Raw genomic sequence first — 19,947 nt, 5'->3', positions numbered from 1 at the left:
GAGGAAGCAGTCATGAAGCCGTTCGACATCCCCACCGAGCCGCGTGTCACGGAGATGGCCTGGCCCACGCGCATCGTCTTCGGCGCGGGCGCCCTGCAGCGGCTCCCTGCCCAGGCGCAGCGCCTGAAGATGAAGCGCCCGCTGCTGGTGACGGACGCGGGCGTGGTGAAGGCGGGGCTCGCCGCGCGCGTGCTCGACGTCATGAAGGGCGCGGGCCTGGAGTGCGCCGTCTTCGACCGCGTGGAGCCCAACCCCACCGAACGCGACGTCTTCGCCGGCCTGGAGGCGTACCGCAAGGGTGGCTGTGACGGCATCGTCGCTCTCGGCGGCGGCAGCGCGCTGGACGCGGGCAAGCTGGTGCAGCTGCTCACCACGCACGAGCCGCCGCTCAGCCGCTACGACGACGCGAAGGGCGGCGACCAGTACGTGCGCGATGATTTGCCGCCGCTCATCGCCATTCCGACGACCGCGGGTACGGGCTCGGAGGTGGGGCGCTCGGGTGTGGTGACGCTGGAGGACACCGGCCGCAAGACGGTGATCTTCAGCCCGCACCTGCTGCCTCGCGCGGCCATCTGCGACCCGGAGCTGACGCTGGGCCTGCCTCCCGGCGTCACCGCGGCCACGGGCATGGACGCCTTCACGCACTGCCTGGAGGCGTACCTGGCCAACGGCTTCCACCCGCTGGCGGACGCGGTGGCCATCGACGGCATCCACCGCGTGAGCCGCTCGCTGGTGACGGCGGTGAAGGAGGGCAGCAACCTGGCCGCGCGCACGGACATGATGGTGGCCGCCATGGAGGGCGCCATGGCCTTCCAGAAGGGTCTGGGCGCCTGCCACGCGCTGGCTCACGCGCTCACGCCCATCTCCGGTGTGCACCACGGCCTGTCCAACGCCATCGTCCTGCCCGTGGTGATGGAGTTCAACCGCGCGGTGTGCACGGCGCGGCTGGCCCGCGTCGCGCAGGCCATGGGCGACACGTCCAACGCGCGCGAGGAGGTGCTCGCGAGCAACGCAATCGACCGGGTGCGCCGGCTCAACGCGGCCATTGGCATCCCGTCGCGGCTGCGTGACGCGGGCGTGCAGGAGAAGGACCTGCCGAGAATCGCGGACAAGGCCTTCCAGGACGCCTCGCACCTGAGCAACCCGCGCAAGGTGACCGAGGCCGACCTGCTGGCCATGGCCCGCGAGGCCTTCTGACATAGGGCTCGCGGACGTCGGACCGGGGGAGGCGGAGTGCCTCCCCCGGGTGCTTCAGGGCGAGACTTCCGAAGCGCCCGGCCCATCCAGGGTGCCGCCATCCGGGAGCACCGGGGCGCCGCCCGTGCCGTTGCCGTTGGTGGTGCCGGCATCCACCTCGCCGTGCGAGCCCACCACCGCTCCCGTCACGGGTGGGGCGGACTCCTCGGGGCTGAACTCCAGCGTCTCCACGTACACGCGCCCGGGCAGCCGCAGGTCCATGGCGTTGATGCGGTCCTGGCCGCGCAAATCGTAGAGCTGCTGCGCCACCGGGCCCGCGGGGATGCGGTCATCGGAGAAGAAGATGTACATCCGCACCTTCCCCTCCTGGACGGGGATGCGGAAGCTCGTGTTGGCCACGGGCCTGTTCGGGTCGCACCGGATGGAGCGGTTCTCCCGGGTCAGCGTGAGCTGACGGATGATGCCTTTCTCCGACACCGTGTAGAGCATGCAATAGGGGAGCTGTCCCTCCGAGGGGATGACCTCCACCAAGGCCGCACCTGTCTTCCGCAACTGCGCGCGAGCGGGCCGGTCCGCCTTCTTCCCGTCACAGCTCCCACACAGCGCCAACACTGTCGACACCGCCAACACCGCACTCCAGCGCTTCATGTGTCCCTCCCGAGGGGCGTGGAAGAACCACCGTCTGCGCGGCAAGCCTACTTCGGGGCATCGGACTGTGGGGAGGTCATGGCACCTCGCGTGGCACTTCTCGAACACCACAACGCCCGCTTGTGCACACCGCCACCGGGCGTGTCCTGGGAGGCGCACACGGGGGAATGATGCAGCGCTCACCGCGCTCCCGGCACTCGCGCTCGCGCACATCGAGGGCCTGGTCCTCCGCCACCGTCACCGCGCGGCCGGTGCACAGCCGTGCGCAGCACTCACCCTCGGGCACCAGGGTGATGGCGCAGTCCGCGTCGCTCCGGCACTCGGCCGCCTGGGCGGTGGGCGACGGGCCCTTGTTGCCGCCGTCCGTAGTGGGAATGGCCGCTGAAGTGCCGCCGCTCGCGGAGGGTGTTGCCTCCGGGCCCTCCGTCTGGGCCGAGGGCACGGCGGCACCGCTCTCCTGCGACGCCGCGTCGTCCGGCCGGCTCACGGGCTCCACCGAGCGCGCACAGCCGAGGCACAGCAGCAGGGAGCACAGCAGCAGGGAAGGGCGCATGGCGTGCATCGTGTCCCAGGTGGCTGGAGATGTCTGTGCCGCCCGGGTTGACGCGCCCGGGCGGGCCGGTGCTTCAGGGGCTTACGGGCAGCCGGAGCTGACCTCGAGCGCGTCGTAGGCCATCCACCCGTTGCGCTTGGTGCCGGTGGTGGCGATGACGTAGCCGTAGATGAACTTCATCGTCCCCGACTGCGTGCGGTAGCGGCCCGCGCTGTCCTTCACCCAGAGCGGGATGTCGATGGACGGCGCGCCGTTGTCGGTGGGCACGTCCAGGCGCTGGAACTTCGTGCCCGCGGGGAAGTGGTCCACCGCGGGGCCGCCCAGGGCCAGGCCCGGCACGTTGAAGATGAGGTTGACCGAGCGCAGCCCGTTGGCGCGCACCAGCGGCAGGTAGTCGCCCGCGCGCTCGTTGGACGACGTGGTGTCGTAGACCACCTTCTTCACCTCGAGCGCCGGGTCATGCCAGTTGCGCACGGCGTAGCAGGCCATCTTCGCCAGCCCCGAGCCCAGCGCCGAGACGTGGCCCACCTTCTGCTCGAAGGACGTCCGCCCCAGGATGGCGGACATGGGCAGCCAGCCCGCGCTGGAGTTGGAGGTGGACACCGCGAAGGCGTGCAGCTCGTTCGCGAAGGTGCGCGTCTGGCCGTAGTTGAACGCGGAGCTGGTGCGGGTGTTGGTGCCCACCACCGTGCCGTTGCCGTCGCGGATGGGGACGCCCGTCACCAGGCCCCAGTTGTCGTCGGCCGGGTCGTTGGTGGGGACGCGGTTGCCACCCGGGTCCTGCAGCTTGCAGTTGTACGGGCTCTCCAGGCAGTACGTGCCATTCACGCCCGAGTACGCGGCCTGCTCCTGCGTGGCGAGGCCCTCTCCGGACACCGCGTTGTCGACCGCCTCCGGACCACCGCACGCGGCGGAGGCCAGGGCAAAGGCGCAAATCAGGGAAAAGTTGTTTCGCATGTTCTCATGGAATGCGAAGAACACCCCGAGTGTCAAACGGGTCCGTACCGCCCTACTTCGCCAGCGCGTCGAGCCGGGCGACGGCGCGCGGCGCGCCCATCATCACCGCCGCAATCAGCGCGGTGTTGCCGCTGGCGTCCTGGCGCTCGGGGTCCGCGCCGCGCGAGAGCAGCAGCTCCAGCACTTCGATGCGGTCGAACATCGCCGCGAACATGAGCGCGGTGCGCCCGTCCGGCCCGGCACCGTCCACCGGCGCGCCGCCGTCGAGCAGCAGCTCCACCATGCGCACGTCCCCCTTGAAGGCGGCGCCGGCCAGCGGCGTCTGTCCCTTGTCGTTGGCGCGCGTGGCATCCGCGCCGCGTGAGAGCAGCAGCTTCGCCACGTCGGCCTGACCCGAGTACGCGGCGAGCATCAGCAGCGTGTTCCCGTCCTCGTTGGTGAGGTTCACCGGCAGCCCCGCGTCGAGCATCTGGCGGAGCGTGTCGGCGTTGCCCTGGCGAGCGAGGTTGAAGGCCTCGCGGGCGGCCGCGAGCGCTCGGGGGTCGATGTCGTCGGAGGGAGGGGGCGGGGACATGGGCGGACTCCTGTGTGAGCAGGCCGAATGTACACGTCCCTCGCGGAGGGCAGGCGGGTTGTCACCGCGCGTCGTGGCTTGGACGACCCTTGAGCAACAGGACCTGCTCGGCGCTCGTGAGGCCGAAAGGGCACGGTGCGCGTGCGCTGTGCGACGCGACGTGGCACCCCGGGTGCGCTGGGTGGGCCGGGAGGGCTCGTCACATTTGGCGCCGCCGCGAACCCATTGCGGCAAGGAGGGGGCACGATGAAGCAGCGAAACACGTGGCTGTCACTGTGCGGGGCCACCGCGTTGCTGGCGGCTTGTGGGGCCACGGAAGAAGCCAGGGAGGGCGCCCGTGCGCGCGAGGCCGAGGTGGTGCTCCCGAGCGAGGCGAAGCCCGTGGCGGACACGACGTCGGGCGGGGAGGCGGCGCGGGAGCACGACTGCGGATGCCGGCCTCCCGCTTTCGTGGCGGACCTCACTCCGGGCCTCGAGGGCACGGACGTCCGCAGCTTCATCGACCTGGACGGCACGCCCATCGTCAACGGCTACAACGGCGGCATCAACACGCTGTGGAGGCTGGAGCGGAGGGGCGGATGCGGCCGATGGGAAGCGGTCCTCATCAAGACCGGCTTCGGCGGCCTTCCGCTGGTCTTCGGCTCCGCCGTCATCGGCCGGACGCTGTACTTCGCCGCGGACGACGGCGGGTACGGCCGCGAGCTGTGGAAGACGGATGGCACGGCCGAGGGCACGGTGCTGGTGAAGGACATCCGCCCGGGACCCGTGGGCTCGGAGTTGCTGCGGTTCATCACCGTGGGACGGACGCTCTACTTCGTCGCCGATGATGGCGAGCACGGCTTCGAGCTCTGGAAGAGCGACGGCACGCGCAATGGCACCCGGTTGGTCGAGGACATCTACCCCGGGGCCGGGAGTGGCTTCCCGGACTTCCTGACCGCGGTGGACTCGCGCACGCTGTTCTTCACCGCCGACGACGGTACGCACGGGCGCGAGCCGTGGAGGAGCGATGGCACGCGGGCAGGCACGCGGCTCATCGAGGACGTCTATCCTGGAGCCGCGAGCTCCGGCTCCAACGTCCCGCTCTTCTACCGGCTGACGGGACGCCAGTTCCTCTTCGTCGCCGATGACGGCAGCCACGGCCCCGAGTTGTGGACGACGGATGGCACGCCCGGGGGCACGCGGCTGGTCGAGGACATCTACCCGGGGCCGATGGGCTCGGGCATCGGCTTGCTGACTCTCGCCGTCGTGGACGGGCTGCTCTACTTCGGCGCCGATGATGGCGAGCACGGCCTGGAGCTGTGGAAGAGCGACGGGACGGCGCGCGGAACGCGGCTGGTCGAGGACATCCTTCCCGGTCCCCTGGGCTCCGCGCCCTTTTTCCTGCTGCCCGTGGGGACGGACCAGGTCTTCTTCGACGCGAATGACGGCATCCATGGTCGCGAGCCCTGGCGCGGCGAGGACTCCTCGCGGCACACGCTGCTGCTGGCGGACGTGTGGCCGGGGGTGGACTCCGGCGTCGGCCCCGGGGTGACGGCCGACGACAAGGTCTACTTCTTCGGCCGGAATCCCACGTACGGCCACGAGCTGTGGGTGACGGACGGCACCCGCTCCGGCACGCACCTGGTGAAGGACATCAACCCCGGCCCCGAGAGCGCCTTCCCCGGCGACCCGAACACGCCCTATGCCGTGGGGAGCGGGCTCGTGTTCAACGCCTTCGAGCCCGTCCACGGCGACGAGCTGTGGTGGACCGACGGCACCCCGGCGGGGACACGGATGGCGGACCTCTACGAAGGGACGGCGAACTCCTACCCCTACGGCTTCACGCGCGTGGGGGACCAGGTCTTCTTCACGGCGGAGGATGGCGTGCACGGCCGCGAGCCCTGGGCCCTGCCGGTTGCGTGCTTCCCGGACGTCGAGGACTGAAGCCCGCGCTACTTCGGACGGATGAGCTGGAGGTCGCGGCGCGATGCATCGGCGGCGGCGAAGGTGAGCAGCCGTTCACCTTCGTCCGTCACCTCCGCGCGCTCGCGGGGGGACAGTCGCTTGAAGGGTTCGAGGAGCAGGGTGGCGGAGCCCCGGTCCTGTTGGAGCTTCCAGGTGCCACGGAAGACGCCATCCACGAGCAGGGAGCCGGGCACCAGGCCATTCGCGGTGATGATGCGCTTGCGGTCCTCGTCGGAGATGACGCGCGTGCGGTCCGCGTGGGACAGGAGCAGGTTGTCGAACTCGGGCAGGAAGCGCACCGGAGCGGGCGTCTCCGGGTCGGGCCTCGGCGCATCGGGCAGGTCGAACAGCTCGCGGCCCTGCTCGTCGCGGAAGGTGCGCAGGCCGGGCCTCAGCCGCTCGACCACTTCACCCAGCCGCGTGAGGCCGGACCACGCCTGCACGTCCATGACGGAGGCCGGGCCGAAGGCGGCGAGGTAGCGCAGCACCATCTCGTCCACCGACGGGGCGGCATCGAGCGGCTGCCCGAGCCAGGCCTCGACGGTGGTGCAGCGGGCCTGTCCACCGGAGCCCCAGACGCCACGAGGTGGCACCTGTACCAGTGGTGCCAGGAGGCGGATGGCCTGCGCGAGGGCCGTGGGTTCACGGTCCGGCCAGCGCTCCGCGAGCCGTGCGCCGAGCTCCGTGTACGTGAGCGGCTTCTCGTCGACGTGCGCCCGCCCCGCCGCGACGAGCGCCTCCAGGTCCAGGCCCACCAGCTTCCGGGCATGCGCGGAGCCCGTCTTGAGGACGCGCTCCAGCAGGGGCTGCACCAGCGGTCGCAGCATCCGCGCGTCGCGGCCGGTGACGAGGTGGAGCGTCCCGCGCATCAGGACGAGGCGCACCACCTGCTTGTCGATGAGCAGCGCGGACAGCTCCTCCTGGCGGAAGCCCTGCAGCCGCGTCCACAGGCCGTAGTACGGCGCGTTTGGCGCCTGGGCCTGGAGCCCCACGAGGTGCTCCACGGCCTTCAGCACCGGCAGCTTCGAGCGGCGGAGCAGCAGCTGCCGCTCGAGCAGGGCGCGGTTGAGGGCGCGCTGGCTGAGCACCTGCGCCGGGCGGCTTCCTCCGCGACGGGCGGGCGCCGCCACGGGCTTTCGGGTGGGCATGGTCATCCTCGCTCCGCCCACCGATGCCACGGAGCGCACCGCGCTGGAACCCCTGGAAGCGCCAGTGGAGAGGCCGACGGGCAGGAGCGGGAAGAAGAAGGAGAGCATGACGGCCTCGAACCGGGCTGGGGTGGGCGCCGCCTTTCGAGGGCGCGGGGCTACCTTGGGCCTCGGGGATGACAGCCTTGTGTCAGGTATGTCGGCGCCCTGAGCGAAGCCTGCCTGCCCGCACTCTGAGTAATTTTACCCGGGTGATATTGACGGGTGAATATTGCCCGGGTAATAACCCGAGCGCCGAAGTGAGGAGGACACGTGCGTCAGGAGAAGCCAGTGGGGGAAGAGGGCGGGTACATGGCGTTCGCGGGGCCGCGCTGCATCGCCTCGGGAGGGTTGGAGGAGGTCGCGCTGAAGGTGAAGGCGTGGGTCGACGGGGGAGAGCAGGCGCCGGTTGTCATCTACGAGGATGCGACGGGCCTGCCCGTCCACCCGGACCTGCGGGGGACTCGCGAGGACGTGCTGCGGGGGCTCGAGGCGCGGCGCGCACGGTCCGCTGCCTCCAGTGAAGACTCGGAGGAGCCGCGAAGGAGCGGGCCGGGGCGGCCGAAGCTGGGCGTCGTCTCCCGTGAAGTCTCGCTCCTGCCTCGCCACTGGGAGTGGCTCAACGCGCAGCCGAGCGGCGCGTCCGCGGCGCTGCGCAAGCTCGTCGAGAACGAGATGCGTGAAGGGCAGGGGCGCGAGCGGGCCCGGAAGTCACAGGAGGCCGCGGGCCGCTTCATGCTCGCCGTGGCCGGAGACCTTCCTGCCTTCGAGGAGGCGTCTCGCGCCTTCTACGCCCGGAACCCAGAGCGCTTCGAGCAGCTCACGCAGCCGTGGCCCAGGGACATCCGCGAGCACGTTCGCAGGCTGGTCGCCATCGTCATCCGTGACGAGGCCGAAGTGACACATGCCACCCCCGAGCGGTGTTGATCCTCCGCCCGCTCCCCGAGGACTCCGTCGTGGACATCTTCCTGCTGTATTTCCTGCCCGTGCCCCTGGCCTGGGCGAGTCGTCCCGTCAAACCCAGACGCCTCACGGTGGTGGACGGCAAGGCCGGGGCGAAGGACTCCCGGCGGCCGCTCCCCGCCCGGAAGGTGCGCGCTTCCACCGCGCCGCGCGAGCGCCGTCGCAGCGGAGGGCGACTCAAGGCCCCAGCGGCCGGGCGATGATGCCGAGGTGATTGGCCACGGGCCGCTCCCACCAGGGCAGGCGGAAGTTGCTCGTGGCGTTGACGTGCTGGACGTGTCCGGATGCGCTGCTTCGCACGAGCGTGGCGGACCCGCCGCCGTCCAGCTGGATGGTCCACACGACCAACGGAGCCACCGGCGCCAGCGAGGATGAGGGGGCCCATTCCGGCCCGAGCATGGTGAAGCGCGCTTCCCTCCGGCAGCCGTCAAGAGGCTCTTGGCACTTCGTATAAGTGCTTATATAAAAGCACTGTTGAATCGCGCGAAATGACGGACGCGCTTCCGCCGTACGGAGGAACAGGGCCGCGACGGCCACCCGCATCGGAGCGAGTCACCATGAAGTCCCTCTTCATCAATGCCGAGAACAGCCTGCGCAACGGCTGGAAGGTGCTGGGCTATTTCGTCCTGACGGCCCTCTGCGTGGCAGGCCTCATCTTCTTGCGCAGGGCGCTGCCCGACGCCGTGCGCCCCTTCGTGTCGGAGCCGCTCCTCGCGTTCCTGGGCGCGCTCATCCCCTCGTGGCTCTGCGCGCGGCTGGAGCGCACCTCCCTTGCGTCACAAGGCTTCGCGCTCCATCGGCGCGCGGCTCACGACTTCGGGCTCGGCGTGGCCGGTGGGGCCCTCCTGGTGGGGCTGGTGGCGTTCGCCGTCTGGCTGCTCGACGGTTTCCATCTCGTGCGGGCTCCGGAGGGCAGCGCGTCGAGCCTCGTGAAGGGGGCCGGGATGATGCTGACCGTCGCGCTCTTCGAGGAGACCGTGTTCCACGGCTACGCGTTCCAACGTGCGGTCCGCGGCATGGGGCCGCTCGGGGCCCAGCTCCTGTTCGCCGTCATCTTCACCCTCGCGCACAACTTCGGCCCGGAGATGGAGGGAAGCGTCATCGCCGTGGCGATGCTCAACATCTTCCTGGCGGGGTGGCTGCTGGGCTTCTGCTACCTGCGCACCGGCAGCCTGGCGCTCCCCGTGGGTGTGCACATGGGATGGAACTGGATGCTGGGCGGCCTGGGCTTCGGCGTGAGTGGAACCGCCGCCCATGGGCTGTGGACGCCGGTGTTCCATGGCAAGGCCATCTGGTTGACGGGAGGCGACTATGGCCTGGAGGCGTCCGCCGTCAGCATCGGAGTCCTCGGGCTGGCCGTGGTGGGGCTGGCGCGTTGGAAGGGCTCACGGGCCCACTCCGAAGAAGCGCCCGCGCAGCCTCCGCTGGCCGAGGTCGCGTAGTCGGGCCGGAGCGCGGCCCGAGGCCTAACGTCCCTCGGGCCGGACGTAGACGATGACCTGCGGCGTCTCGTCCAGGTACAGCCCCGTCACCGGCGTGCGCGTGCCGAAGGCCTGCCAGGTTTGGAACTCCTGCTCACGGAACTCCTGGTGGTACTGGTACGCGACGATGTCCGCGTCGAAGGGACTGCCCACCGGGCGCAGGTCGTTCCGCAGCATGCCGTTGCGCTGGTAGTCGCGGAACGAGCCGCTGTGCACCTCATGCAGGAACAGCCGCGCCCCCGGCTTCGCGTGCTCGTTGATCCACGGCAGCACGCCCGTCACGTGGCTGGACCAGAACTGCCGCTGCATGCCCAGCGTGGCCGCGCCCGGCAGCCCACCCGCCAGCTCCGAGTACGCCGCCGTCCCATACGGAAACACCCGCACCGAGTACACCAGCGCCGGCACCAGCAGCACGACGAACACCGGCGCCGCCACCACCGCGAAGGGGAGGGCGGGGCGCTTCGCCTTGAGCACGTCCCACAGCGCCGCGCAGCCGCGCGCCACCGCCGCGCCCGCGAGGATGCCCAGGAACACCATGGACGGGAACCAGTGCTTCACCCCGCCGAAGTGCGGCACCTGCGGGTGGCTGATGATGAGGATGGACGTCACCGCATTCACGCCGACGAGCGCCTCGGTCAGCGTCACCGGCCGCGCCACCCACGCGCGCGTCCGCGCGAAGAGTCCCAGCACCGCGCGCGCCGCCAGTGCTCCCAGCCCCGTCACCATGGGCACGAAGAGGCTGGTGGGCACCGTCAGCGCCGTCTTCACCACCACGTAGGTCAGCGGGAAGGGCGGCTCGCGCAGCAGCGTCCCCAGGTAGAACCAGGCGTAGTGGTTGTGCTTCGCGTGGAAGGCCAGGTACCACGCCGTGCGCTCCACCGGCTCGTGCCAGAGGTACGGCCAGTGGAGGTAGAAGATGACCGGCCCCAGCACCGCCATGGCCAGCACCGGCACCAGCGCGCGCGTCACCGGCCCGTCCACCTTCTTCAGTCCGTTCAGCACCCACGCTCCGCCGGCCGCCAGCCCGACGAAGAGCAGTGTGTGCGGGCTGAGCAGCAGGAACTTCTTCTGGAAGTCCTCGCCCCCGCCCAGCGACACCAGCAGCCACCCGTAGAGCACGGCCACCGCCGCGAACAGCCCCACGAAGCGCAACAGCCAGGTGCGGGCCTCGGGCCGGCCCTCGCTCGCCGTCCACGCGCGCCACAGCGCGAAGGGCGTCAGCACGAAGGGAAGGAAGAGCGCGTTGTGCTTGGTGGCGATGGCCAGGCCGAAGGCCACGCCGCACCACACGCCCCACTTCACGTCCTCCAGCGCGCGCCAGAAGCAGTACACGACGAGCAGCCACATGGCCGCCACCGGCACGTCGAAGCACGCCAGCTCGGAGTTGAAGTACTGCCGTGGCACCAGCATGAAGGCGAGCGCGGCGAACAGCCCCGCGGTGCGTCCGTACAGCGCGCTGCCGAAGAGGAAGCTCAGCGCCGGAATCAGCGCGGCGAAGGCGAAGGCCGGCAGCCGGAAGGCCGTGGCCGAGCGCGTCCACTCCAGCCCGTCGTGGAAGAGCAGGTGGCTCAGCCCGAACAGCGTCTTCATCAGCGCCGGGTGCTCGTGGTTGTAGTCCCACGCCCGGACGATGGCCGCGTCGGTGAAGGCCTGCGTGGGTGAGTGGAAGAGCAGCCGGAACCAGCTCGCGTAGCCCTCCGCCGCCGCGAAGTAGACGCTCTCGTCGCGCGTGAAGCCGACCGCGGACTCCGTCAGCAGCAGCGCCACGAAGGCCAGCACCCACAGCGCCCAGGCCAGCCACTTCTCGTCCCGCGTGGGAGCCCGGCCCATCATCACCGCACCCCCACCGCGGGCTCCACCGCGAGCACGTCCAGGCACACCTGCCGCCGGTCCGCGTTGTCCGACTGCACCCAGACCTTCACCGTGCGCGGCTCGCCCTCGGGCAGGCGGACCTCGGCCTTCTGCACGCCCTCCAGGCCCGGCGGCACCACCACCTCCAGCAGCCGCACGCCGCTGCGCGCATCGTCCACGCCCAGGTATGCCGGGGTGAGCCGTGCGTCCTTGAGGTGCGCCTGCTCCCAGATGATGCCGCCCTCCAGGCGCAGGCCCACGCCACCGGGGATGCCGTCGAACTCCGCGACGAGGCGCTGCGGGCCACCCGGCGCGTGCATCCACAGGCAGCGGCGCGGCTCGTAGAACAGCTCGTGCCACTCCGGCGCGACGTACAGGTAGTTGGGGCCGGGGCAGCGGTGCGCCTGCCCGTCGAAGGGACAGTCGCGGCGCGTGCCGTCCTGCGCTTCCAGGTACACGCGCGCCTTCGCATACGCGTCCGAGGCCGTGAAGCGGCGTGGCCGGTAGCGGCCATTCTCATAGAGCGCCAGCGACAGCGGCCCTTCGTGCACGGGCGTGCCCACCACGCGGCGCTCGGGCAGGAAGGTGGCGAGGAAGCCGTCCTCATCCGAGCGCGGCAGCTCCGGCTGCCCCAGCACCCAGATGCGCGGGTGCGCGGAGAGGTCGTCCCGGTCCGAGCCCAGATAGCCGTACACCGGCACGTCGGGCGGGACGAAGAGGCGCGCGTGCTCCGTCCACCAGGGGAAGAGGAGCACCGCGTCGCCAGGACGGGCCTCGGCCTTCAGGCGCTCCGCCACCGCGCGGTAGTCACCTTCGGAGGGAAGGTGGCCCGGCAGCCGCAGGTGGAAGACGAGGCAGAGGAGCGCGACGAGTACCAGGCCCCCCAGCTCCACGAGGGGCAGCGCACGCAGGAAGCTAGGACTTCGCAAGGCGGATCTTCTGCTCGCTCTTTTCCCGGCAGAAGGTGCAGAAGATGGGCTCGCCCTGGGCGAACGACGGCGTCCAGGGCGGGTACATCGAGCACCGCGGGTCCAGGCAGTGGTGCAGCTCCCAGAGGTGTCCCAGCTGGTGGAGCGCGTGGCGGGCCACGGGCTTGAAGCCGGTCTCCAGGTCCTTGTGGGGGGCGATGCTGAGGACCGCGCGGTCCTTGCCGTGCCACGCGAAGCCGGACGTCGGCGCCACGCCGCTGGGCAGCTCGCGCTCCTTCAGCTTGCGCGTGGTGAGCAGCAGCACCTTGTCATCCTTGTACGAACGGATGCCCTTCACCTCCTGGAGCAGCTTCTCCGCATCCAGCGGCTCGGGCATGCCGGCGGGCACTTCGGCGCTGCCGGAGTGCTCGCTGCCCACGCCGAACGCCGTGTAGAGCGTGCGGTTGAACTTCGCGAGCTGCTTGTCGTCGAAGGAGTCCAGCGTCCAGACGCGAATCACGTTGCGTCACCTCGGCGGGAGGGCCCTCACGGCGGGCGGGGCGGCCTGTGCGCACCCGCCCCGGATGGGCCCGTCGGTTGTCAGTCCTCGCCCTCGGAAGGCTTCGCCTTGGGCGGGCGGCCACGCTTCTTCGGCGCCGCGGGAGCAGCCCCCTCCGCCTCGGGCGGCTTGGGCTTGGGCGGACGGCCGCGCTTCTTGGGCGCGGGAGCTTCGGCACCCTCGGCGGCGGCGGTGGCCTCCGGCTTGGGCTTGGGCGGACGGCCGCGCTTCTTGGGCGCGGCAGCCTCGCCACCCTCGGCGGCCTCGGGCTTCGCCTTGGGCGGGCGGCCCCGCTTCTTGGGAGCGGCCTCCTCGGTCGACTCGGCGGCCTCGCCCTCCTCACCCTCTTCGGAGGCCTCCTCCTCGGCGGGCTCGGCGGGCGGTTCCTCGTCCGACGGCAGGTCGAGGTCGCCATCCAGGCCCAAGAGGTCGCCGTCGAGGCCCAGGTCCTCTTCGTCGCGGGCGAACTCGGCGGCGGTGCGCTTGGGGCGCTCGCGGCCGGGCGGGAAGAGGACGACGTCGATGGAGTCCTCGGCGTTGACCTCGGCGGTACCGAGCGCGGCGGCGACCTCCATCACCAGCAGGTGCCGGGCGTTGTCGTAGAGCTCACGCTCCTTGGTCGGCAGGGGGCGCAGCTCGCTGAGGACCTGGAGGCCCTTCACCACCTCGGCCAGTCCCAGGATTCCGCCCTGGGTCATCCGGTCCAGGTTGGTGCGGGCGCGCTGCTTCCAGTCCAGGTCGGCCTTGTCGCTGTCCGAACGCAGGAACTCGAAGATGCTCTCCACATCCTCGGCGGTGGCGACCTTGCGCACACCGATGGCGACCACCTTGTTGGATGGCACCATGACGACCGCGCCGTCTTCTTCGCGGCGCATCGTGACGAAGGTGAGCTTCTGGCCAGCCACCTCCTTCACGTCGATGGCGGTGACGCGGCAGACCCCCTGGTTCGGATAGACGACCCGGTCGCCGACCGCGAGCTGGAGTGACGCGGACCCTTCAGGCATGTCCCCCTCACGGGCGAGGTAAACGTCAGCGGAGGCCCGGGCTTAGCACCGAGCCGCGCCGGACGCTACGAGTTTACCGGTGAAGTGCCGCCGTCCGTGCGTCCGTCACCTGGGCCCGCAGCAGGGAGCCCAACAGCTCCTTCTGCCGCGCGTCCAGCGCCGCCTCCACCTGGGCCTCCGTCGGCTCCAGCCCCACGCTCCCCGGCTGCGCGTCCACGCGCGCGGACAGCCCGAGCGTCCCCATCACCGCCACCCCGAACACCAGCACTGCCACCAGTTTCTTCATGGTGATGCCTCCAGGGCGCCCAGGGTAGGGGGCTGCCCCGGATGATCAATTTTTCTGCAACACGTCGCTGCACCGCTGTAGCGCCAGGGGCCTAACGCGTGGGCGTGTCGAACATGCGCCCCGGCGCCCGCACGGGAGGCGGGCGGGCGGGCGGCACCACGGGGGACACCTCGAGGAGCAGGGTGCCCGTGTTGTCGGCCAGGTGGTCGTCCGGGAAGGCGAGCTGCAACCACGACGCTCCCCGCAGCCGCACCGGCTGCCCGACTTCCAGCAGCTCCAGGACGCCGGGGGCGGAGTCGGGGCCCTCGCCCGTGCCGTGGAGGCCGAGCACCCGGCCCACCGGGCCGCCCTCGTAGCCGCGGGTGCGCGCGGGCTCGGGGCTGTCGCGCAGCACCACTTCATAGGTGGTGTCCGGGTCCAGCTGGCGCAGCAGGAAGCGGTCCGCGCGCGACAGCTTCAGGGCGTGCGTGCGCGCATCCAGCCGGACGATGGTGACGGTGCCGCTGTCCCGCTCGCGCACCCGCACCTGGAGGGAGCCGTGGTTGTCCTCCTTCCGCGCGTCCAGCAGGAAGACGTAGAGCATGGAGGCGTTGCGCACCAGTCGCTCCTCGGGGCCCACGAGGCCGAAGGACTCGTGCGCGGGGAGCTGCTCGGTGCCCTCCAGGAAGTAGCCGGCCTGCTCCACCGTCGCGGGGCCGCCCGTGGACAGGCGGCCCTCCACGCGCACGGCGTAGGTGCGCGCCGGGTTCAGCTTCACCTCCGCCGCGGACTCGAAGGGGACGCGGAAGGCGTGTCCCACGGCGGACAGGGTGACCCGACTCACGGGCATGGTGGCCTCCTGCGGCGGCGGGGCGCGGACGGACTTCGACGCCGTCCCTCCCTGCGCCCTCGGGCGGAGGCGGGCATGGACGGCCAGGGTGGTGCCACGCTCGGCGCGCACCATCTGGCTCCACGGCACCATGCCCGTCACGTGCACCTCCAAGAGGTGCTCGCCGTCCGCGGGCAGGTGGGTGATGAGGGCGGGGGTGCGCGAGGGCAGGGGACGGCCGTCCACGCGGATGGTGGCGCCCGGCGGCGTGGAGCTCAGCTCCACGGAGAAGGTGCCCGTGTTGCCCATCTGCAGCATCACCGCCATGGCGACCAGGACCAGGGCCACCGGCGCCCCCAGCACCACGCTGCGCGGCAGGCCGGGGCCCCTCGACGGGGACGGCGCCAGGGCCTCTTCCGGCGCGGGGCCCTCGGTGGGGACGAGCGCCAGGGGGATGCGCCCGGTGGAGTAGACGGAGGGCTCGACGGGGAACGGCTCCAGGCAGATGGGCTGCGTGGTGGGGCCGGGCTCGCGCGCGTCCTGCGCGGAGGGCGGCTCCAGGGTGATGGGCTGGGTGGTGCGGTCTCCCTGGCCCGGCGCCTCGGGGAGCGGAGGCGCCTCGCGCAGGTGGGTGGGCTCGCGTGGGGCGCGGCGCTCGGCGGGGCCCTGCGTCCAGCGGGTCATCTGCGCCAGGAACTCGCGCGGCAGCAGCACCGGGCGGCCGTCCTCCACCAGCTCGGCCTCGAAGAGGAAGCCCATGAAGTGGGCCCGGGCCCGGGGCGAGACGTCCGGCGCGGCGGTGTGGAGGTGGCGGGTGAGGGCCTCCGCGAAGGCCTCGGCGGTGGGGTAGCGCTGCTCGCGCTCCACGGCCAGGGCGGTGAGGAGGATGCGCTCCAGCGCGGGAGGCAGGTCCGGGTTGAGGTCCCTGGGGCGCGGGAAGTCGCCCAGGGCGACCTTGCGCAGCACGTCCGACATCTTCCCCTCGAAGGGAAGCCGGCCGCACAGCATCTCGTAGAGGACGACGCCGGCGGCGAAGACGTCCGTGCGCGCGTCCAGCTCGCGGCCGCGGGCCTGCTCCGGGGCGAAGTAGGCGTACTTGCCCATGACCTCGCCGTCCTCGGCCTCATTGCGGCCGGCGAGCCGGGCCTTGGCGATGCCGAAGTCCACCAGCTTCACCTGGCCCTCGTAGCCGAGGAGCACGTTCTGCGGGCTGACGTCCCGGTGGACGATGTGGAGCGGGCGCCCGCGCTCGTCCAGGCGGGTGTGGGCGTAGGCCAGCCCCTCCAGCACCTCCACCGCGATGAGCAGCGCCAGGGGCTGGGGCAGGGTGTACAGCCCCTTCTCCCGCGCGCGCCGGAGCACGCGTGACAGCGGCTGGCCGTCCACGAACTCCATGGCGATGAAGTACTGGCCGTCCACCTCGCCGAAGTCGAAGACCTGGGCGATGTTGCCGTGGCTCAGCCCCGCAGCGATGCGCGCCTCGTTGACGAACATGGACACGAAGGCGGTGTTGCCCGCGTAGCCGGGGAGGATTTTCTTGATGACCACGGGCTTGGTGACGCCCGCCACGGCGGTCATCCGGGCGCGGTAGATCTCCGCCATCCCGCCCGTCGCGATGCGCTCGAGCAGCTTGTACTTGCCGAAATGGAGCCCTTCGGAAGGCTGCTGCACGTTCGTTCCGGCTCCTTCGGGCGTTCCGGGCCGTAGCACCTGCACCTGCCCTCCACACTGCCTCCGCGGAGTCGAGGCAGGCTATCATGGGGTATGGCCAACAATGTAATAGGAAAATTCCGTTGAAACCGCTTATCTGCCCCCTGGGGCTGGTCCTACTCCTCGCTACATCCACCGCCGCATCGGCGGAGCCGGCGGTACTTTTGGCCCCTACGATTGGGAGGCCGGAGGGGGTACTCCTTCAGGGCCGGGTGTTGAAAGAGGCACCTTCCGGAGGCAGCACCGCGTTGTCTCGGAATGTGAGACGGCTGACAGCAGCCAACTGGGAGGGCGCCCGGGTGGAGGTGTCCTTCCAGGGCGTGGTGGCCACGGTGAAAAGCGGCCATGACGGCGGCTTCGAGGTGAACCTGCGGCCGCCGGAGGGGAAGCGCTTCACGGTGGGGACGGGCGAGGCGGAGGCGAAGGTGGCGGGGGCGGGCGCGAAGGCGCCGGTGGAGGTCATCCCGGATACGGCGCCGCTGCTGGTCGTCTCGGACTTCGACGACACCGTGGCGGTGACGAACGTGACGAGCCCGGTGAAGCTGGTGGAGTCGGCGCTGCTGAAGGACTCGGACACGCAGGCGGTGGTGCCGGGCATGGCGGCGTTCTACGGGTGCCTCAAGAGCCCGTCGCCGCCGGCCTTCGCGCTGGTGAGTGGCTCGCCCGTGCAGTACCTGCCGCGCATCCGGACCTTCCTGTCGCGCCATGGCTTTCCGGCGGGCTTCGGGGTGTACCTGCGGGACATCGGCCCGGGGACGCTGTCCGGTTACAAGCAGCCCGCCATCCGCCGCCTGCTCCAGCAGTTCTCCCAGCCGGTGGTGCTGGTGGGGGACTCGGGGGAGAAGGACCCGGAGGTGTACGCGCAGATTCGCGACGAGTTCCCCGGACGCGTGAAGGCCATCTACATCCGCGACGCGGGGCGCACCGAGGACGCGAAGCGCTTCAAGGACATGGTGCTCTTCAAGGAGTCGGAAGATGCGGCCGTGCACGCCGCGAGTGCCGGGCTGGCGGATGCCGCCTGTGTGGCCGCCGCGTTCCCGAAGGCCGTTCCCGTCGTCGCGCCCGCGGGCGCCACCGTGAAGCAGACACCTCCGTGAGGCGCGGGGCCTGGGCACGGAGGACGGTGCCGCCAGGGCGGCGCGTTGGAGCTCCAACGCGGTCCGCGGGGCTCTTGCGTGTCCTCGGGGCCGTGCTGCTGGTCTCGGTGGGCGTGGGGTGCCGCGACGAGAAGCCCGCCGAGCCGCTGCAGTCCCTGAAGCCGGAGCCGCTGCCGTCGCTCGCTTCGGGGAGCGGGGCACCCGTCGGAGACGCGGGGGCGGTGGTGCGGGACGAGTCCGCGCCGCCCGTGGAGTCCGCGCCTGTCTACGGTGAGGCCCTGCCGGAGGAGGCGCTGCGCCTCGACCTGGCGGGAGAGCAGGTGCGGCTGGGGCAGGAGTCCTTCGAGGCCGAGCGTCCCGCGGAGGCCGCGCGCCTGGCGGAGCGGGTGAAGGACCGCGAGGTGTTGCTGGTACCGGACGCGGACACGTACCTGGTGCAGGTGTCCGAGTTGTTGATGGTGCTGCGGGACTCGGCGAAGGCGGTGTGGCTGAAGCACCCGGACGGGCCGGTGGCGTACCCCGTGGTGCTGCGCGACGAAGCGGGCTTCCGCGCGTGGCTCGAGGAGGTGGCGGCGGGGAAGCTGCGCATCATCCAGCGCTCGGATGGTTTCGAGTTGATGACGAGTGTGGGCAAGTTGCCCGGGCCCGATGCGAACGGACCTTCGGTGCCGGTGCGTGGAGGGCGGCAGGACCTGGCGACGCTGCGCCGGGCGCTCGGGTTGCTGAAGCGGCGCTTCAAGACGTCGGAGGACATCTGCCTCGTGCCGTCGTTCGGCACCGAGGTGGCTCAGGCGGTGCGGGCGCTCGGCGCGGTGTACACGGCGAATGGTGAGCCGTTGTTCGAGACGCTGTGCTTCATCTTCCCCACGCCGCGCGGAGTGAAGGACGGAGGCTGAGGGCTGTGTCAGGGCAGCTCGCCCACGCCCGCGAAGGTCGTCATCCACGCGGCTTCATCGCGGGCCCGGGCCGCGTAGAACTCGTCCTGGAGCGAAGGGATTGGCCAGCGATAGCAGGCCGCCTTCTGCACGGCCTCCTCCCAGACGCCCAGCTCGACCCAGCGGTTGACGGCCTTCTCCATGTCCGGGACATGGTGCGTCAGCTCGGAGCTGAAGTTCTGCAGACGCATTCCCCGGCTCATCTCCAGGCGCGAGCGCTGCTCGCGCAGGCGCGCGCCCACGTCCCAGAGCATCCGTCCCATCCAGCGTTGCTCATCCTCGGAGAGGTGCGTCTTGGTGACGTCGGCGCGCTGGTGGAGGAGGAGACCGAGCAATATTCCCTGGGCCAGGATGACGAGCCGCCACGCGTGATGGCCCGGCGCGAGAATCAGGCCGTCGAAGAGGGAGCGCATCTCCTGGAAGAAGGCTCCATTCGAGTGTTGCTTCCAGGCGGGAATCGCAGACACCCGCTCGAGTGCCTCCAGGTCCGAGCGCTGGAAGGGCTTCGTGGCGGTGCTGCCCTTCAGGAGCGAGAACAACGCGAGTTGCTGCGTCGGGGGCGAAGCGTCGGCGACCTTCTGGATCCGCTTCTCCACGTCGTCGAGGAGGAGGGCCACGATATCGGGGTCGGTCTCGGGCGCGCTGAGCTGGGCCTGGAGCGCCATCAACAGCGGCACGGAGGTCGTGGCGGCAATCTGCTTCACGAGCCAGAGGATGTTCGCCCTGCGCTTGCTCAGCGTGACGTCGAGTGCCACGAGCGCGAAGCGCTGCTCGTCGCTGGCCTGGTCCCAGTTCTGCTCGGGGACGCCGAGCAGGTACTCCATGCCCATGGCCTCGGGAAGGAGCGGGCTCTTGGAGAAGTCGGGCTTGCCGAGCGCCAGCCATGAATCGAAGAAGGCATGTCGCCAATCGGGTGCACCCAGCCGGCGAGCGATGAGCTCGAGCAGGAGGTTTGCTTCCGGCGTCCCCTTCAGCCCCGGCGCCGAGAGGGTGCTTCGCGCTGCGTCCCAGCGGCCCTGTTCCATGTCGATACATGCGAACAGGAACAAGGCCGGCGCGAAGTTCCTGGAGACACGGAGTGCCGAGTCCGCCTCCGCGCGGGCCTCGGGGGCACCCGCGAAGCAGAAGGGCGCGGCGGTCGCGACGAGTCGGGCGGCCAGGGCATCGTCCTTCACGTGTTCCCGCCAATTGAAGGCGGCCACGCCTCCGCCCGCGAGAATGGGAGTAAGCCCGAGCGACCAGTGCAGCACGCGACGGCGTGACCACTTTCGCTCAGGGGCGGTGG

19 protein-coding genes are annotated in these 19,947 nt (G+C 70.9%); 6 read left to right on the top strand and 13 right to left on the bottom strand.

All coding sequences use genetic code 11. The annotated features are described in order from the left end of the window. The first annotated feature begins 12 nt into the window (after positions 1 to 12). Positions 13 to 1,197, top strand: a complete 1,185-nt coding sequence (locus G4D86_RS18055) for an iron-containing alcohol dehydrogenase (protein WP_163995220.1) — start codon at positions 13 to 15, stop codon at positions 1,195 to 1,197. A gap of 54 nt (positions 1,198 to 1,251) precedes the next feature. Here the strand turns inward: G4D86_RS18055 and G4D86_RS18050 are convergent, their stop codons facing one another. The 4 genes from G4D86_RS18050 to G4D86_RS18040 form a co-directional block, all read right to left on the bottom strand. Then, positions 1,252 to 1,845 carry a hypothetical protein gene (locus G4D86_RS18050; protein WP_205519622.1) on the bottom strand — a complete coding sequence of 198 codons (594 nt, stop codon included), beginning with the start codon at positions 1,843 to 1,845 and terminating at the stop codon, positions 1,252 to 1,254. A 76-nt stretch (positions 1,846 to 1,921) separates the two neighbouring features. After that, positions 1,922 to 2,398, bottom strand: a complete 477-nt coding sequence (locus G4D86_RS52140; RefSeq protein ID WP_205519621.1) for a hypothetical protein — start codon at positions 2,396 to 2,398, stop codon at positions 1,922 to 1,924. 81 nt (positions 2,399 to 2,479) lie between these two features. After that, entirely contained in the window at positions 2,480 to 3,355 is an 876-nt protein-coding gene (locus G4D86_RS18045; RefSeq protein ID WP_163995218.1) for a hypothetical protein, read from the bottom strand. Between the two features lie 52 nt (positions 3,356 to 3,407). Beyond that, positions 3,408 to 3,929 (bottom strand): ankyrin repeat domain-containing protein, encoded by a 522-nt coding sequence (locus tag G4D86_RS18040; protein WP_163995217.1) that lies wholly within the window; start codon positions 3,927 to 3,929, stop codon positions 3,408 to 3,410. A 246-nt stretch (positions 3,930 to 4,175) separates the two neighbouring features. Here G4D86_RS18040 and G4D86_RS18035 point away from each other — a divergent pair, with 246 nt between their 5' ends. Then, positions 4,176 to 5,852: an ELWxxDGT repeat protein gene (locus G4D86_RS18035; protein ID WP_163995216.1), complete on the top strand. Its 1,677-nt coding sequence runs from the start codon at positions 4,176 to 4,178 to the stop codon at positions 5,850 to 5,852. Between the two features lie 8 nt (positions 5,853 to 5,860). Here the strand turns inward: G4D86_RS18035 and G4D86_RS18030 are convergent, their stop codons facing one another. Further along, positions 5,861 to 7,021, bottom strand: coding sequence for a winged helix DNA-binding domain-containing protein (locus tag G4D86_RS18030; protein ID WP_240360323.1), 1,161 nt, complete (start codon positions 7,019 to 7,021; stop codon positions 5,861 to 5,863). A 312-nt stretch (positions 7,022 to 7,333) separates the two neighbouring features. Here G4D86_RS18030 and G4D86_RS18025 point away from each other — a divergent pair, with 312 nt between their 5' ends. Then, on the top strand, positions 7,334 to 7,987 hold the full coding sequence (locus G4D86_RS18025) for a DUF2239 family protein (protein WP_240360322.1): 654 nt from the start codon (positions 7,334 to 7,336) through the stop codon (positions 7,985 to 7,987). A gap of 213 nt (positions 7,988 to 8,200) precedes the next feature. Here G4D86_RS18025 and G4D86_RS18020 read toward each other — a convergent pair whose 3' ends face one another. After that, positions 8,201 to 8,422: a phosphodiester glycosidase family protein gene (locus tag G4D86_RS18020; protein WP_163995214.1), complete on the bottom strand. Its 222-nt coding sequence runs from the start codon at positions 8,420 to 8,422 to the stop codon at positions 8,201 to 8,203. 158 nt (positions 8,423 to 8,580) lie between these two features. Here G4D86_RS18020 and G4D86_RS18015 point away from each other — a divergent pair, with 158 nt between their 5' ends. After that, entirely contained in the window at positions 8,581 to 9,465 is an 885-nt protein-coding gene (locus tag G4D86_RS18015) for a CPBP family intramembrane glutamic endopeptidase (RefSeq protein WP_163995213.1), read from the top strand. Between the two features lie 24 nt (positions 9,466 to 9,489). Here the strand turns inward: G4D86_RS18015 and G4D86_RS18010 are convergent, their stop codons facing one another. The 6 genes from G4D86_RS18010 to G4D86_RS17985 form a co-directional block, all read right to left on the bottom strand. Further along, positions 9,490 to 11,337, bottom strand: a complete 1,848-nt coding sequence (locus G4D86_RS18010; protein WP_163995212.1) for an ArnT family glycosyltransferase — start codon at positions 11,335 to 11,337, stop codon at positions 9,490 to 9,492. Beyond that, entirely contained in the window at positions 11,337 to 12,284 is a 948-nt protein-coding gene (locus G4D86_RS18005) for a hypothetical protein (RefSeq protein WP_163995211.1), read from the bottom strand. Before G4D86_RS18005 ends, G4D86_RS18010 begins: the two co-directional genes overlap by 1 nt. Next, a complete protein-coding gene (locus G4D86_RS18000) occupies positions 12,271 to 12,783 on the bottom strand; it encodes a zinc metalloprotease (RefSeq protein ID WP_163995210.1) in 513 nt (170 codons plus the stop codon). Before G4D86_RS18000 ends, G4D86_RS18005 begins: the two co-directional genes overlap by 14 nt. Positions 12,784 to 12,863: 80 nt before the next feature. Continuing rightward, complete coding sequence (locus G4D86_RS17995; RefSeq protein ID WP_163995209.1) at positions 12,864 to 13,826, bottom strand: CarD family transcriptional regulator; 963 nt, start codon at positions 13,824 to 13,826, stop codon at positions 12,864 to 12,866. A 73-nt stretch (positions 13,827 to 13,899) separates the two neighbouring features. Beyond that, complete coding sequence (locus G4D86_RS17990) at positions 13,900 to 14,112, bottom strand: hypothetical protein (protein ID WP_163995208.1); 213 nt, start codon at positions 14,110 to 14,112, stop codon at positions 13,900 to 13,902. 91 nt (positions 14,113 to 14,203) lie between these two features. Next, positions 14,204 to 16,591 (bottom strand): serine/threonine-protein kinase, encoded by a 2,388-nt coding sequence (locus G4D86_RS17985; protein ID WP_163995207.1) that lies wholly within the window; start codon positions 16,589 to 16,591, stop codon positions 14,204 to 14,206. A 287-nt stretch (positions 16,592 to 16,878) separates the two neighbouring features. Between G4D86_RS17985 and G4D86_RS17980 the strand changes: the two genes are divergently transcribed. Both G4D86_RS17980 and G4D86_RS17975 read left to right on the top strand, forming a co-directional pair. Next, on the top strand, positions 16,879 to 17,727 hold the full coding sequence (locus G4D86_RS17980; protein WP_240360321.1) for a phosphatidate phosphatase App1 family protein: 849 nt from the start codon (positions 16,879 to 16,881) through the stop codon (positions 17,725 to 17,727). Between the two features lie 74 nt (positions 17,728 to 17,801). Then, positions 17,802 to 18,623: a hypothetical protein gene (locus G4D86_RS17975; protein ID WP_163995205.1), complete on the top strand. Its 822-nt coding sequence runs from the start codon at positions 17,802 to 17,804 to the stop codon at positions 18,621 to 18,623. Between the two features lie 8 nt (positions 18,624 to 18,631). On the opposite strand, the gene G4D86_RS17970 is transcribed toward G4D86_RS17975, so the two are convergent. Continuing rightward, positions 18,632 to 19,837, bottom strand: a complete 1,206-nt coding sequence (locus G4D86_RS17970; protein WP_163995204.1) for a hypothetical protein — start codon at positions 19,835 to 19,837, stop codon at positions 18,632 to 18,634. Positions 19,838 to 19,947: the final 110 nt, after the last annotated feature.

Source organism: Pyxidicoccus caerfyrddinensis (genome assembly GCF_010894405.1).
GTDB classification, from domain to species: Bacteria; Myxococcota; Myxococcia; order Myxococcales; family Myxococcaceae; genus Myxococcus; species Myxococcus caerfyrddinensis.
This window is presented reverse-complemented; position numbering and strand designations above follow the sequence as displayed.

What these genes read in the sequence shown, in the direction of transcription:
- G4D86_RS18055 (WP_163995220.1), top strand. Translation starts at nt 13, where the DNA reads ATGAAGCCGTTCGACATCCCCACCGAGCCGCGTGTCACGGAGATGGCC.
- G4D86_RS18050 (WP_205519622.1), bottom strand. Translation starts at nt 1,845, where the DNA reads ATGAAGCGCTGGAGTGCGGTGTTGGCGGTGTCGACAGTGTTGGCGCTG.
- G4D86_RS52140 (WP_205519621.1), bottom strand. Translation starts at nt 2,398, where the DNA reads ATGCGCCCTTCCCTGCTGCTGTGCTCCCTGCTGCTGTGCCTCGGCTGT.
- G4D86_RS18045 (WP_163995218.1), bottom strand. Translation starts at nt 3,355, where the DNA reads ATGCGAAACAACTTTTCCCTGATTTGCGCCTTTGCCCTGGCCTCCGCC.
- G4D86_RS18040 (WP_163995217.1), bottom strand. Translation starts at nt 3,929, where the DNA reads ATGTCCCCGCCCCCTCCCTCCGACGACATCGACCCCCGAGCGCTCGCG.
- G4D86_RS18035 (WP_163995216.1), top strand. Translation starts at nt 4,176, where the DNA reads ATGAAGCAGCGAAACACGTGGCTGTCACTGTGCGGGGCCACCGCGTTG.
- G4D86_RS18030 (WP_240360323.1), bottom strand. Translation starts at nt 7,021, where the DNA reads ATGCCCACCCGAAAGCCCGTGGCGGCGCCCGCCCGTCGCGGAGGAAGC.
- G4D86_RS18020 (WP_163995214.1), bottom strand. Translation starts at nt 8,422, where the DNA reads ATGCTCGGGCCGGAATGGGCCCCCTCATCCTCGCTGGCGCCGGTGGCT.
- G4D86_RS18015 (WP_163995213.1), top strand. Translation starts at nt 8,581, where the DNA reads ATGAAGTCCCTCTTCATCAATGCCGAGAACAGCCTGCGCAACGGCTGG.
- G4D86_RS18010 (WP_163995212.1), bottom strand. Translation starts at nt 11,337, where the DNA reads ATGATGGGCCGGGCTCCCACGCGGGACGAGAAGTGGCTGGCCTGGGCG.
- G4D86_RS17995 (WP_163995209.1), bottom strand. Translation starts at nt 13,826, where the DNA reads ATGCCTGAAGGGTCCGCGTCACTCCAGCTCGCGGTCGGCGACCGGGTC.
- G4D86_RS17990 (WP_163995208.1), bottom strand. Translation starts at nt 14,112, where the DNA reads ATGAAGAAACTGGTGGCAGTGCTGGTGTTCGGGGTGGCGGTGATGGGG.